This window comes from Kineosporia rhizophila, assembly GCF_021277265.1.
Classification (GTDB): Bacteria; Actinomycetota; Actinomycetes; order Actinomycetales; family Kineosporiaceae; genus Kineosporia; species Kineosporia rhizophila.
Map to the genome: position 1 here is coordinate 278,119 of NZ_JAJSOH010000001.1, position 13,843 is coordinate 291,961.

Annotated in this window: 14 protein-coding genes; 4 read left to right on the forward strand and 10 right to left on the reverse strand. The window is 70.0% G+C overall.

What is annotated here, in order from left to right; translation table 11 throughout:
- Positions 1–82: 82 nt before the first annotated feature.
- The 6 genes from LWF15_RS01230 to LWF15_RS01255 all read right to left on the reverse strand — a co-directional run bounded on the left by LWF15_RS01230 (position 83) and on the right by LWF15_RS01255 (position 6,373).
- Complete coding sequence (locus LWF15_RS01230; RefSeq protein WP_232808436.1) at positions 83–1,084, reverse strand: nucleotidyl transferase AbiEii/AbiGii toxin family protein; 1,002 nt, start codon at positions 1,082–1,084, stop codon at positions 83–85.
- Entirely contained in the window at positions 1,081–1,701 is a 621-nt protein-coding gene (locus tag LWF15_RS01235) for a hypothetical protein (RefSeq protein WP_232808437.1), read from the reverse strand. Before LWF15_RS01235 ends, LWF15_RS01230 begins: the two co-directional genes overlap by 4 nt.
- A gap of 63 nt (positions 1,702–1,764) precedes the next feature.
- Positions 1,765–2,415, reverse strand: coding sequence for a response regulator transcription factor (locus tag LWF15_RS01240; RefSeq protein WP_232808438.1), 651 nt, complete (start codon positions 2,413–2,415; stop codon positions 1,765–1,767).
- A complete protein-coding gene (locus LWF15_RS37225) occupies positions 2,412–3,518 on the reverse strand; it encodes a sensor histidine kinase (RefSeq protein ID WP_408622469.1) in 1,107 nt (368 codons plus the stop codon). Before LWF15_RS37225 ends, LWF15_RS01240 begins: the two co-directional genes overlap by 4 nt.
- 48 nt (positions 3,519–3,566) lie before the next feature.
- Entirely contained in the window at positions 3,567–4,085 is a 519-nt protein-coding gene (locus tag LWF15_RS01250; RefSeq protein WP_232808440.1) for a hypothetical protein, read from the reverse strand.
- Positions 4,086–4,156: 71 nt separating this feature from the next.
- Entirely contained in the window at positions 4,157–6,373 is a 2,217-nt protein-coding gene (locus LWF15_RS01255; protein ID WP_232808441.1) for an LLM class flavin-dependent oxidoreductase, read from the reverse strand.
- A 72-nt stretch (positions 6,374–6,445) separates the two neighbouring features.
- Here LWF15_RS01255 and LWF15_RS01260 point away from each other — a divergent pair, with 72 nt between their 5' ends.
- Complete coding sequence (locus LWF15_RS01260) at positions 6,446–6,787, forward strand: winged helix-turn-helix transcriptional regulator (protein ID WP_232808849.1); 342 nt, start codon at positions 6,446–6,448, stop codon at positions 6,785–6,787.
- Between the two features lie 70 nt (positions 6,788–6,857).
- Entirely contained in the window at positions 6,858–7,484 is a 627-nt protein-coding gene (locus LWF15_RS01265) for a dihydrofolate reductase family protein (protein WP_232808442.1), read from the forward strand.
- Here the strand turns inward: LWF15_RS01265 and LWF15_RS35855 are convergent.
- From LWF15_RS35855 to LWF15_RS01285, 3 genes are all read right to left on the reverse strand, one after another.
- Entirely contained in the window at positions 7,471–8,607 is a 1,137-nt protein-coding gene (locus LWF15_RS35855) for a diacylglycerol/lipid kinase family protein (RefSeq protein WP_269809409.1), read from the reverse strand. The genes LWF15_RS01265 and LWF15_RS35855 overlap by 14 nt on opposite strands.
- Before the next feature lie 558 nt (positions 8,608–9,165).
- On the reverse strand, positions 9,166–10,005 hold the full coding sequence (locus LWF15_RS01280) for a LysR family transcriptional regulator (RefSeq protein ID WP_232808444.1): 840 nt from the start codon (positions 10,003–10,005) through the stop codon (positions 9,166–9,168).
- Between the two features lie 48 nt (positions 10,006–10,053).
- Positions 10,054–10,815, reverse strand: a complete 762-nt coding sequence (locus LWF15_RS01285) for a DUF899 family protein (protein ID WP_232808445.1) — start codon at positions 10,813–10,815, stop codon at positions 10,054–10,056.
- 121 nt (positions 10,816–10,936) lie between these two features.
- On the opposite strand from LWF15_RS01285, the gene LWF15_RS01290 reads away from it, so the two are divergent.
- A complete protein-coding gene (locus LWF15_RS01290) occupies positions 10,937–11,833 on the forward strand; it encodes a WcbI family polysaccharide biosynthesis putative acetyltransferase (protein WP_232808446.1) in 897 nt (298 codons plus the stop codon).
- Here LWF15_RS01290 and LWF15_RS01295 read toward each other — a convergent pair whose 3' ends face one another.
- Positions 11,834–12,775, reverse strand: a complete 942-nt coding sequence (locus LWF15_RS01295; protein ID WP_232808447.1) for a heme-binding protein — start codon at positions 12,773–12,775, stop codon at positions 11,834–11,836.
- A 234-nt stretch (positions 12,776–13,009) separates the two neighbouring features.
- Between LWF15_RS01295 and LWF15_RS01300 the strand changes: the two genes are divergently transcribed.
- Positions 13,010–13,600: a helix-turn-helix domain-containing protein gene (locus LWF15_RS01300; RefSeq protein ID WP_232808448.1), complete on the forward strand. Its 591-nt coding sequence runs from the start codon at positions 13,010–13,012 to the stop codon at positions 13,598–13,600.
- Positions 13,601–13,843 lie beyond the last annotated feature (243 nt).

Sequence of the window (13,843 nt, forward strand, 5' to 3'; positions counted from 1 at the left end):
CGAACCCGTTGCTTGGACACAGCGGGTTCGGGGCGAGGACGGCAGCGGATTGGTCCGGATGTTGAGCGGCCCGGCGAAGTCCTTACTGCGCCTGGTCTGCGAACGCCGGCCGGAGGGCCGTGATCAGGCGATCCGGCAGACCTGCGGCGACTGCTTCCAGCGAGGGATATTCCATGACGAAGTGGTCGTCCTCGCACTGACGCACCGCTTCGATCACGTCCTCCAGCCCGACCCGGCGCTCCCGCCACCAGGGCTCGTGCTCGCCGAACAACCGGAACACCTCGTCCAGCAGCGGCCGCGACAACACCTGCTGCTCGGCCAGCAGAACGGCGTCGTACAGATCCTTGCCCTGCGGGTGCATGTCGCTGATCAACCAGAGCATCTTCCAGGCCAGCGACAACGCCGGCGACGCGGCCTGCACCTGGCCGCCGTCGGGAAGGGCGAGGGGCTGAGGAGGCTCCGGCAGCGGCTCGTTGAAGACGAAGTCGATCTGCACGTCGCCACCAGGCAGGCCCGGCGACGACCAGGGCAGCACCATGCGTCGGCCCGGTACCCGGTCGTAGGTCCAGATGTCCCCGAGTGTGGCCTGGTCGGCGGCAATCGTCAGACGGGCATCGCGCCGGCCGGCGCGCTCCTGCGCGGCCTGGGCGATGTCCGACACCATGGCTCCGGTACGCCGGCCATGAATGCTCCAGGTGTGCGGGACGACGACGAAGTCGAGGTCACGCGGCTGGCGGGCCGACTCGGGGAACCAGAGCGACATCGCCGTGCTGCCGCGCAGAACCAGGTTCTCGGCCCAGGGCGTTTCCACGATCGCCGCCAGCACCAGGTGCAGCGCTCGCCACCGGGCCTCCCGCCAGGCCCGGTCGACCGCCGGGTCCCGGAACGTCGGGTCACTCGCACGATAGGCGTTCGAGTTGTGCAGGTTCGCGGGATCGAAGACGTAACGCTGAACGGCTTCTTCGCTCCCGACCGTCCGGAACGTCCTCGGCAGCATCTGTTCCCGCAGGGCCTCGTCGCTCAGCGGCGTCTGGGGCACCTCGCGCCCCGAACCAGGCCGGCGCCCGTCCCAGTCGGCGGTCATGAGGTCTCCTCCTTGTCCTCGTCGACGATCCAGCCGTCGTCCAGCGAAAGGTCGCTGTCGTACAGCACGAACTCCTCCTCGACCTCGATGATCTGCACCCCGTCGAGATCGGCCAGCAACCGCTGCAGGGCTGCGTGCGCTGCCGGGGCGTCGACGTCGTGACACCGCTGGGTCACGAATCGCTCGTGGGCGCCGTCGGCCAGAACTCTGCGGGCGTTCCACGACACGTGCGCGCCGTGCGGCTCGGCCAGCCGAGCCAGCTGCGACAGGTCGGTCCCGGCATCCAGCCGCAGCTTGACGTGGTGCTCGAAATACTGTCCGGGACCGGGCTGCTGGGGAACTTCTGGCGCTGCCGGGGTGGACTCGATCTTCACCCGCAGCGGCTCGAATCCGGCCGTCTGCAGGCCGGCCCACAGCTCACGGGTGGCCTGCGCCTCCTGCTCGTAGGAAGCCGCGCCGGGCCGGGTCACCATGACCTGGGAACGAGTGCGGCCGCGGGCCAGCTGGATGTGGGTGAGCTTGAGGCCCGCTGTCTCCGTCCATCGTCGCAACCGTTCGGTCTCGCCCGGCCGACTACAGCGAACCGTCACATGGGTCTCGTAGAGGACATCGGTCACGGAACAGAGCGTGGCAGACCAGCCCGTTCCGAGCCGCCGAATTTCCCGGCGCGAAGCGTTTGCTCAGGCCAGTCCGGCCGATACCGCCCGCCGCACGGCGTCGGCGCGGTCGCGGATGCCGGCCTTGGCGAAAAGGTTGTTGATGTGGGTCTTCACCGTGGCCTCGCTGACGAAGAGGCGTTCGGCGATGGCCCGGTTGGACAGGCCCTGGCCGATCAGGGCGAACACCTCACGTTCGCGCGGGGTCAGGTACGCCGGGATCTCGCCCGCCGGTTCGGGAGTTCGCGTGCGGGCGGTGGCGAGCAACCGGTCCTGCACCGCGCGGTCGAGCACGGCCTGACCCGCGGCGGCCGCACGGATGGCGCGGGCGATGTCCTGGCGGCCGGCGTTCTTGGTGAGGTAGCCCCGGGCTCCGGCGCCGAGGGCGGCCAGGATCGACTCGTCGTCGGCGAAGGTGGTCAGCACGACGACGGCCACGTCGGGGAACCGCTCGCTGATGCGGCGGGTGGTCTCGGTGCCGTCGAGCACCGGCATGCGCAGGTCCATGAGAACGACGTGAGCCTGGTCGGTCTCGAGCGCCTGCAGCACCTGCTCGCCGTCGCCCACCGCCGCGACCACGTCGATGTCCGGCAGCAGGTCGAGCACCGCGGCCAGGGGTTCACGAACGGCGGCCTGGTCGTCGGCCACCACGACCTTGATGACGTCGGTGGTCACCGGGAGCCCTCCAGCGGGACGACGGCGGTGACCCGCCAGCCGCCGATCCAGTCTGCGGTATCGGCCGCCGTGATCGGCCCGGCCTCGAGGACACCCCCGAGCAGGGCCACGCGCTCGCGCATTCCGATCAGTCCCATCCCGCTTCCCGGACTCGCCGACACCGGCGCCACCACCCGTCCATTGTTGATCGTCAGCACCACATCTGCCGCGCGGCGCCGCAACTCGACCCGTACCGGTGCGCCGGGAGCGTGGCGCGCGGCGTTGGTCAGCGACTCCTGGGCGATCCGCAGCAGGTTCTGCACCACCTGGGCCGGCAGCTCACCGACGTCACCGTGGACGGTGAGGGCATCACGATGGCCGGACGACTCGATCATCGCGGTCAGGCTGTCCACCAGGGGCAAGGCGTCTTCCCGCAGGGCGTGCACGGTCCACTGCGCCTGCTGCAGGCTCTCGCGCACCAGGCTGTGCGCCTTGTCGTTGGCCTGGCGCACGCGGTCCAGGTCGCCGGTGTCGAGCAGCGCATCGGCCAGCTCGAGCTGCATGTTGATCCCGGCCAGGGAGTGCGCCAGCACGTCGTGCACATCGCGGGCGATCCGGGCCCGCTCGGCCAGCACCGCTGCCTGCGCCTCGGCCCGGGCGGCCCGCTCACCCGCCTGCGCTGCCGCCAACGCCGCCTGGGTCGCCTCCTGACGGCTGCGCCGGGCCAGGCCGATCAGGACCGGCAGGCCCAGAGTGAGGCCCACCGGCCAGGGCAGCACCGGCGCGACGGCGAACGCGGCGGCACCGGACAGGCCCGCGGCCACAGCCAGAGGAACGGCGCGGCGGGCTTCGAGGCGGACCCCGGCGTGGCCGACCAGGAAGTAGGTGAAGAGGTACGCGGTGCCCTGGTCACTGGTGGCGATCAGCGCGATCGAGGCCAGGATGCCGGTGGCCAGCCAGGGAAACGCCAGGTCGGGCCGGATGACGGGCAGGTGGCGGGCGGCCAGGGCCAGGCAGCACAGCGGCAGCAGGACGGCGATGACCAGGCCCGGGCCGGTGGCGCCGATCGGCCGGACCGTCGCCAGCCCGGCCACGCTCACGCCCACCGTGGCCAGCACCTGCAGCCCCTGCTCGCGGACCCAGGACGACACGCCGCGACGATAGCCCACCGGTCAGGCCGGCTGAGCGGCGAGCACCGGCACCGCTCCGGTCAGCGCCCGGCTGCGCAGGTAGATCGTGGCCAGCCGGGTCACCACCTCGGTCAGCGCCATCAGCACGAAGGCCGCCACCCAGGCGTCGGCACCGGTGATCGAGTGCTCGATGCTGAGCCGGGTGATCGCCTCGCCCCCGCCGTGCTCGCTCCACAGCTGGAACGCCATCCGTGAGCCCATCCCCAGCACCCACAGCAGCGCAGCCACCACCCCGGCCTTGACCAGTACGTCCTCACCCACACGCCGCACCAGGGTGAACAAGCCGCCGGCGATACCCAGCGCCGCTCCGACCGTCACCAGCGTCCCGATCAGGACGAGGTCGTTGCCGCCGGTCGGGATGGAGTGCAGATAGCTGTGGGCGACCACAGCGACGATGGCCAGCGGGAGGATGAAGCCCCGCGGGGTCAGGCGGCCCTCCCGCACCTGGCGCAGCACCAGGAGCAGGAGGACGAGGTCGGTGATCCACTCGGTCGTTGTCATGCCTCAAGACTGCTGCGACCTGCGGGAACGCACCTGCACCCAGGGGTGGAGATCCGGGTGGAGACGAGGCCTCAGGGGGCGATGAAGAAGTTGTCGCGGAACAGGCCGGTCGGGTCGTAGCGCCGCTTCAGCTCGCGCAGCCGGGTCAGGTGGGCCGGCGGGAAGGCCTCGGCCAGCACCTCCTCCCCCACGGCCGACTCGAAGCTGATGTAGAGGCCCTCGAGGTCCGGCTTCAGCCTCTCCCAGTGCTCGTCCAGCCCGCTGCGGGCCGAGCCCATGGCCACCAGGGAGAAGTTGGCCGAGCGCCAGCCGTACGCAGTGGCGTCGGCCGGTACGTCGGAGACCGCACCGCCCACCGCCCGCACCTGGAAGAAGTACGAGGCGCCGGTCTTCAGCAGCGCCTCGATCTTGCCGCCGATCTCCGGCGTCAGGTGCTCGACCAGGCCGGAGTGGGCCAGGGGCTCACCCTGCCCCTGTTGCGGGCCGTCGCTGACGAAGGCGCCGATGATCTCGTCGTAGCCCGCCAGCGACACCGACTGGTCGGCCAGCGGTGCGATCTCGGCGATCGGCTGAAGGTTCTCGATGATCACGCCCGGGTCGTCGGAGTCGACCACGAGCAGCGCCTGCGCCATGTACCGGCCACCCTGCGGCGGGCCGAGAATCACCTGCCCGGTCACGCTGCGGTCGGCCGCCTCGAGCGCCCTGCCCCAGTTCTCCAGGAACAAGGGCACATTGGGGACGTCGAACACCAGCTGGGCGAAGGCGACGCGGCCGACGCGGTGGGCGGTGAAGTCGAAGGACACGGCTACGCCGAAGTTGGCCCCGGCGCCGCGCATCCCCCAGAACAGGTCCGGATTCTCCTCGGCGGAGGCATGTTTCACGGTTCCGTCGGCCAGCACCACGTCGACCGAACGCAGGGCGTCGATGGTCAGCCCGTGCTCACGCGCGAACCAGCCCACGCCACCGGCCGTGGCCAGGCCACCCACTCCCACGCCGCCGTGGTCGCCACTGGTCAGAGCCAGACCATGAGGGGCCAGCGCCCGAGCCACGTCCACCCACCGCGCACCGGGACCGACCCGCACGTGCCCGGTGGAAGCGTCTACAATTTCGACGGTGTTGAGGGCGCCGACGTCGATGACCAGGCCGCCGTCGTTCAGCGAACGACCCGAAAGTCCGTGTCCAGCGCTGAAGATGCCCAAGGGGACGTCGCGGTGCCGGGTAGCGAAGACGACGGCGTCGGAGACTTCTGCGACGGTTTGCGGACGAAGAACCAGGCCCGGCCGGCCCGAGCGCAGATATCCGGACAGATAGCGGGCGTAGGCCGGATCAGCCGGTTCGACCGCCTTGGCCGCCAAAGACTCCGGAACACCGTCGTAGTCGATGCCGGGGCGACGACGTGCTCGCTGCGCGGCGGTGCGGGTCTGCGTCAGGCCCGAACTACGCGGTCGGGCGCGTTCCACCTTCTCCCGCACCGCCGGCGCGATCTCCTCAGCAAAACGGCGCAAGGTGCGCTCGTCGTCGCCCATCGAGATGAACGTGCTCACGCCCTCTTCGAGCGCCAGTTGCACCAGATCGTCCACTGATTCCTGGGGCGTGACATTGAGCAGACGGACGATCTCGGCCGGGTCCCGCCCGGCCTCGCGCGCTGCCTCGTCGATCACCTTGTTGCCCCGGGCCAGGTCGCCCGGCTGCAGGTAGGGCAGCGAAGGCAGCCAGCCGTCGCCCTTCTGGGCAATGAGCCGCTGCATGCGGGGTTTCAGCGCGCCGACCCAGATCGGGATGAGGTGCGCCGGAGCCGGGCCCCGCTTGGCCCCGGCCACCCGGTGGTACTGGCCGCCCGCGCGCAACGGCCCGGACTCGCTCACGTCCCAGATGCCCCGCATTACGTCGATGGCTTCCGAGAGCGCATCGACCGACTGCCCCGGGGTCAACCGCGGCCCGCCCATCGCCACGATCGGGTCCCAGAAACCGCCGGCGCCCAGGCCCACCGCCAGCCGGCCGCCGGTGAGCAGGTCCAGGCTGGCCGCAGAACGGGCGAGAACCGCGGGCTGGCGCAGCGGCACGTTGAGCACGTTGCCGGCCAGGTGGATGCGCTCGGTGCGGGCACCCACCCAGGTCAGCAGCGTCCAGGTGTCCAGGAACCCCGGCTGGTACGGGTGGTCCTGGAAAGTGACCAGGTCAAGGCCCAGTTCTTCGCTGAGCACAGCCAGCTCGCCGGGCTTGGCGGCGGGGGCGTTGGTGGGTGTGACGAAAGATCCGAAGCGCAGTGGGTGGCCGTAGTCGGGCATGTGCACCAGCGTTCGCCCTGAGCGCGGGAGCTGGCAACACGAGGGTAAGTCACTTACTCTTCACAAGTGACTATGCACCCCCTGGGGCAACCGATCAGCGACGAGGAGTGCCTGCGCGCCTCCGGCATCGTGGAGCTCACCACCGTTATCGGCAAGCGCTGGACCAGCGGCATCATGCTGGCCCTGGGCCGCGGGGCCGACCGCTTCGGGCAGATCGAGGCGATGGTGCAGGGCGTCTCCGCCCGCATGCTCTCAGTGCGCCTGCGCGAACTGGAACAGCACCGTCTGGTGGAACGGGTGGTCACTCCGACCATGCCGGTGTCGGTCACGTACTCGCTGACCCATCGCGGACGGGTGGTGCTGGCCTGGGTGCAGGATCTGGCCCTGGAGAAGCAGGGCGCACCAGTCGCCTGAGCGCCGATGAGTTCGCCCCGCCCCGAACGTCTATCTCTCCGACAGCACCGCCGCGCTCCGGGAGGCCGACATGGGCAAGCTGATCGTGACCGAGTACATGACGCTCGACGGGGTCGCCCAGGGGCCGGGCGGGCCCGAGGAGGACGAGGAAGGCAGCTTCGCGCACGGCGGCTGGCAGGCGCCGCTGATCGACCACGAGACCGGCGACGTGGTGTTCGAGCAGTCCCGGAGCATGGACGCACTGCTGCTGGGCCGCCGCACCTACGACATCTTCGCCTCCTACTGGCCGACGGCGCCCGACGACATCCCGTTCAAGGCGCTGCTCAACGGCGTGCCCAAGTACGTCGCCAGCAACACCCTGAGCGAACCGCTGAGCTGGGAGGGCACCAGCCTCCTGAAGGGCGACCTGGCCGAGTCGGTGGCCGAGATCAAGCAGCGGCACGAGACCGTCGCCGTGATCGGCAGTCTCGACCTGCTGCAGTCGCTGCTGCGCCTGGGCCTGGTCGACGAACTGCGCCTGTGGCAGTACCCGGTGCTGCTGGGCTCGGGCAAGAAGGTGTTCGGCAGCGGCACCGTACCCGCCGCCCTGCGCCTGGAGCAGGCGATCAGCTACCCCGGCGGGGCCGTGCAGCTGACCTACCAGGCTCTGGGCACCACCCCCGGCTACGGGGACATGGCCGAGGTCAGCGCAGGGTAGCCAGCGCCCCGGCGGCGATCTCGACCAGGATCTCGTCGCCCGCCTCCACCTCCATCACCTCGCCGTCGATCTGCAGCGGCGCGGCCTTGAGCACCCGGAACCGGAACTCGGTGTAGGCCGGCTGCGGCCCGAGCCCGGTGGTGGCGGCCTTGGCGGCCTTGGTCAGCACCCGCCAGCGCGGCTCGTGCGCGGTCAGCGTGACCTCGAACTCGCCGTCCTCCGGGTCGCCGTTCTCGCTCAGTTTGAGCACCTTGGCCATCTGCGGGATGTTCGAGAACACCAGGCTGTCGACCGGGAGCCGCCGGCCGTCTTCCAGCTCGATCCGCAGCGGCCGGAACTCCCCGAAAGACCGCGCCACGGTGACCAGCTCGCGCAGCGAACCCTTGGTGCCCTTCTCCAGCTCGACCGCGACCACCGGGGTCAGGCCGATGCCGATGTAGGAGTGCGCGTACCGCACGAGCTGCTTGCCCCGGCTCTGCACGGTCATCCGCAACAGGTCCATCGGGCGCACCTCTTCGGCGGCCACCGCCTCGGGCAGCGGGCGGGGGTCGGTGACCCGGTGGTGGTCGTTGGCATTGCCGGCGGCCACCACCGCGGCGACGGCATCGGGGTTGCCCGCGTCCATGATGCCGTTGACGACCTCGTTGTAGCCGCCGTCGCCGCTCACCGAGACAATCAATGGACGTCTGTGGGCACCACCGCTGCCCGGGTCGCCGAAGGCGGGGGCCGTGGTTGCGGGGGCCGAGTCGGCTGGGTCGGCCGAGGCATGGGCCCGGGTTGCTTCGGCGTCGGCACCGGCTTCGGCGTCGGCACCAGCTTCGGCGTCGGCACCGGCTTCGGCGTCGGCGCCGCTGTCGGCACCGGCTTCGGCCTTGGCAGCCTCGGCAGCACCGGTTCCGGCCAGGGGGCCAGAGGCTTCGGCAGCACCGGCTTCGGCGTCCGTGCCGGCTTCCGCGGCCTGGGCGGCCAGCAGCCGGGCGTGCCCGGCGTACTGGGTGGGCTGCATCTCGACCCGCAGACCAGGATCGAGGTCGTGCAGCGCCTTGCTGAGTTCCTCGGCCCGGCCCGGTGCATCACCGGTGCTGTTGGGGTTGAAGATCAGGACGACCCGGTCGAACGGCATGGAACGATCTTCCCGGTTCTGCGGGCAGGCGGCACCTCGGCGGGCACCCGGCCGACCCGGTGGTCGCGCGCGGCGGACCAGTGGGTCGTACCTCAGCCGCCGACCGGGCCGGAGGAGCGGCGGTGAACCGGACGATGCTGCTCATTGCGTACGCGTCGACTCCCGAGGCGTACCCGTGGAACAGTGCCGGCCGGCCCTTGTGCCCGACACCGAGCGATGCGAACCGAACCCGCTGAGGTACAGGCAGATTCGCGCTTGTTCCGGCCACCGATGAAGGTGGACCGTCAGCGCCTGGTTCCCCGAAACCCATGGGCAGCGAGACACGCTGCAGCCGAACGGGTTTGAGCTACCACCGAGAAGGGCCTACCGCCGCCTGCCAGTTACCACGCAGACGCCGTTCACCACGGTTCTGCACTTGCAGGAGGAGGATTACATCGAAGATCGCGGACCTTGCCGCGACCAGGTCGCTCATGAAGCGAAGGTGATCTCGACAATCACCAGAGGAATGAACACCAGAGCATCATGACGCCCCACCACCCCTGTGCGCAAGCCGAGAACTCACAGCCGCGCAGCGACCCGCACCAGCCGGGCCAGCGCCTCCGACCGGCTGTGCGCCGGCCAGGCGATCACGACGGTCACCGCCTCGGCATCCAAAACCGGCACTGCCGAAAGATCTTCGCGCAGATTCTCGGTGAACGACTCCGGCCCGACCACGGTGGCCCGGCCCGCGGCGATCAGCTCGAACAGCTGCGTCAGGTCCCGCACTTCCGGACCAGGACCATCGGCGTAGCGGCCGTCCGGGCCGGGCCATCGAGCCAGCGGCAGGTCGGGGAGCGCCGCCACGTCGGAGTGCCGCAGCGCATACTGCTGCCCGAGCGGGTGCGCGGCCGGAAAGACTGCGACCTGCCCCTCCGTCCAAAGGTTTTCCGACTCGAACCCGGAGACCGAATCGAGTGGCAGGTGCAGCAGCGCCACGTCGGCCCGGCCCTCCTGCAGCATCCGCCGGGTCTGGTGCACCTCACCCGGCACCACCTCGACCGCAACCGACCCCGGTTCGGCGCCGTAAGCGTCCACAAGCCTTTTCAGCAAGTCGTCCGAGGCGCCGGCCGGGGCCGCGAGCACCAGCCCGACCCGGCCGGTGGCGGCCTGCCGAGCCCGACGCTCGGCTGCCGCCATCGCACCCAACGCGGCGCGGCCCTGGGTCAGCAACACCGAGCCGGCCTCGGTCAGGCTCACCTTGCGGCTGGTGCGCTCGAGCAGAGCCACGCCGAGGCGCCGCTCAAGCTGGGTGATGGCGCGAGACAGCGGCGGCTGGGCGATTCCCAGCCGCTCCGCCGCCCGGCCGAAATGCAGCTCCTCGGCCACGGCGACGAAGTACCGCAGCTCGCGTGTCTCCACCCGACCACCCTACGCGGATCAATACCGCGCGGGTATCGCTGGCTTACCTCAGTGGTGATCGCCCTTACGCCCGAGCTCGGTCTCCGGGGTGGCGCCCGGACGCGTCCACTGCGGGGCGGGACGACCAGTACCGCCCCAGGTGGGCTTGCCCTCCGAGTCCACCCGCCAGTACCAGCACGGCCCCTCGCCCTCCGGCCAGCCCTCGGGCTTGTCCTGCCAGGTCTCGCCCCGGCCATACGGCGTCATGTCCAGTACGGCGAACGTGCCGCTGGCGACCTCGCTGCCCCGGCCGGTGGTGGAGTAGGTGAGGAAGGTGCGCTCACCCTCGCGTAGGTACGAGGTGTGGTGGCCCATCTCGCCGCCGATCGGCTCGTCCAGGTCGCGCACCGAGTACCAGGGCTCGGTGTAGCCCATGAACTCGGTGAAGGGCGCCACCTCGTCCCATACGCCGGTGGTGACGAAGGCCAGCGAGACCCCGCGCGCGTTGAGGTAGGGCTCGGTCTGCCGCAGGTGCCAGGCCGCCAGGGTGCAGCCCTCGCACTGCCCCTGGTGCGGCGCTCCGTCCCACCACATGTGCTTGTAGACCATCAGTTCCTCGCGCCCCTGGAACAACTCGATGAACGGGGTGGGCCCGTCGGGGCCGACCACCTCGATCGTTCCGTCGAACTCCACCATGGGCAGCCGGCGGCGTTCGGCGGCGAGGGCGTCACCGGCGCGGGTGTGCGCCTTCTCCTTGACCAGGAGCTCGTCACGGGCGGCCTGCCAGGTGGCCCGGTCGACTACGGGCGGGCGCTTGTCCTGCGTGCTCATGGTGCCTCCCCTGTTGGCTTGCGACGGTCACCAGATCCGACCGCCGAACCTCGCCGAACTCATCGCTCGTCCCTCGGCCGGTGGTGGTGCGTACCGGCAAAGGGGCCAATAGTGTCGAGCGGTGGACGACGCGCGGGCACGGCACTACGGATCCTTCTACGGCCTCGACCGCGTTCCGGAAGCTGACGGACGTCCATTGGTCGTTCTGCACGGAAACTGCCAGGCCGAATCGCTGCGGGTGCTCCTGAGCGCACCCGACTCGCCGGTGCGTACCGTGCGCATCCCGCCCGTGCACGAGCTCACCGGCGACGACCTGCCCTATCTGCACAAGCTTTTGGGCCAGGCCGACGGGGTGGTCTCGCAGCCGGTCCGCTCCGGCTACCGGGGTCTGCCCATCGGCACCGCCGACGTCCTGGCCGCGGCCGCGCCGGCCACCCGGCTCGTCCTGGTGCCGGTGATCCGTTGGGCCGCACTGCACCCGTTCCAGGTCATCGTGCGCTCGGCGGCCGGCGAACCGCCGATCGTCCCCTATCACGACCTGAGGACGATGGCCCTGGCGATCGATGTGAAGGCACCGCCCGTGGGTGAGGACTTCGTGCGAGCGGTACGGGACATCAGCGTGCGCGAACTGCGCGAGCGCCAGCACCGGCACGGCACCATCGACGTGGTCGACCTGCTCGTGGAGGCCGGACGGCAGGCCTGCCAGGTGGTGAACCACCCGGGCAACCCGGTGCTTCGAGGCGCAGCGGAGCGGATCGCGCTGGCGCTGGGCCAGACCTGGGAGTCACAGGACCCGGGGCGCGTGCTGCTCAACAGCGTGCACGCCCCCGTCTCGCCCCTGGTCGTCGACGCCCTGGGCCTGGACGGCGCCCCGACCCCCGACTGGCTCGTCCACGGTCGCACCGTCACCGACGACGAGGTCCGCGAGGCCCACCTGGACTGGTACCGCCGCAACCCCGGCGTGGCCTCCGACGGTCTGGAACGCCACGCCGAGGTCGCCCGGCTCCTGCTGGGGTAGCTACTCCACCCGGCGCAGCGTGGCCACCGTGACGTGCGGCCAGCTCAGCCCGGAGAAGTCCAGCAGCACGGTCTGCGTGTACTGCAGCTGCGAGGCACGGGCCTCGTTGTCCAGCTTCTCCAGCCAGAACGTCGACGTCACCTTCGCCGCCACCGCATTCGGCTCCGAGTCGCCCACCAGGAAGGCGGTGTTGGCCACCCCGCCGCCCCGCACCGCCTTGGTCTTGGTGCTGGTCGAGATCCGGATGGTGGAGGTGATGTTCTGCCCGGCGATGGCCTCGCGCAGCACGCTGTTGGGATCGTTCACCATCTTCTGGGTGATCCCCTTCAGGCCGGGGCCCGCGGTGCGGAACTTGGTCTTCGTCTTCAGGTCCATCTCTTCGAACTCGATCAGGCCCTGCGGGTCGCCGATGGTGAACGGCACGATGCTGGCCTTAGGGATCTCCGGCCGCGGGGTCTCGTCGGCGCTGGTGGAGTCACCCTGCGCCAGGATCACCGTGCCGTGCGGGATCGTCGCCATCCGCACCACCGTCACCCCTTCCTTGGGGTCGCTGGTGGCCGGCACCCGGGCGAAGATGCCGGGCTCGAAATGCAGCCCGGCCCCGACGTTCCGGTCGGTGATCTGCTGCAGGTAGTTCAGCCCGAACATGTTGACGTCCTTCTGCACCAGCCCACGGTTCGGGATCGCCCCGGCGATGCGCTGGAACTCCAGCGTCTCCGAGGTGAGGTTCAGCTCGAGGAAGTGCGCCACGTCGCCGCCGAAGTGCGGCCGCCAGATCGTGTTGAACCCGGTGCCCTGCCACTTGCCCCGCAGATCGGCCAGCCGCCCCAGCGGGTGCGGCGCCTTCGCCTTGGCCGCGACCCCGAACTCGCCCTCCTGGTCCATCTGGCTCTCGCCGATCGGCGGGAGGGGCTCGAACACGAAGCTCTTGGAGAGTTCCACGGATTCTTCTTTCGTGAGTGGGTGCCGCCACCAGAAACGCCCGACGTCCGATATGCCGGTTACGCCGGGGGTCTGCCGACCATATGCCCGCCGATCCGGCCCGAGCCAGACCTGACCGCAACACCCACCCAGACCTGCCCGAAGGTTCCTTGGGCCGAACTTTCTGCGCCGGGCCGGTGCGCGGCCAAGTCGCTCGATGGACATTTCTCTTATCACATTTGATAACATGAACCCATGGACCCGGACCTGGCCCACATGACCTCAGCCCTCTCTCGGGCGTTGGAGGACAGCGGCCTGCGGCAGGCCGACTTCGCCGCAGCCCTGGGCACCTCAGCATCCCGGTTCTCCACGTACCGCAGCGGGAAGACCATCCCGTCCGCCGTCTTCTACCTTCGGGCCCTGCGCATCGGCGCCGCCCTCGGACAAGCCGAAGAGAACGGCTGGATGACTCCACCGATGACCGCTGCAGCCATCGCCGGGGCCCTGGCCGAACCGGACGAGATCTGGGCCTTCAAGCTGGCTCTTCAGGCCCGCGACCACCTGCATGAACTTCTTGCCGTCCGACCCGATCTGGCCGGCTCCTGGGAGGCCGTTCCCTCAGAGACCGGCCGTCCCGAATGGGACACGTTCCTGGCTGCCTTGGCCGAGCACGAGTTCGACGATGCGGGACTGCCTGCTCCGGCCTGGACCCAGCACCCTGCTCTCGTCACCGACTGGGTTCTGGACAGTCCGCTGCTCGACGAGGTGGAGATCCGCCACCAGACACCTGATTGGCTGGCTCGCCGTCACATCTACGTCTCACCACGAGATCTGACCACCGTATGAATCCCGAGTTGGGCAGGAAACAGATCCAGCGCCTCCTGGATCTGCTGGACGCCCGGTTGCCAAGACCGAGAACCTGTCCCGGACATGGCTCAATCAGGCTGCTCGTCCCTGGATCCCCACTCCCGTGGTGCCCCCTCGGCCTCGGTCCTCGGGTCTGCAGGTGCTGTTCGCCCCGCCTGAGCATCTCCTGGCCATGAAGCTGGTCGCTATGAGGCGTCAGGATCTCAGGGACATAGTCACCCT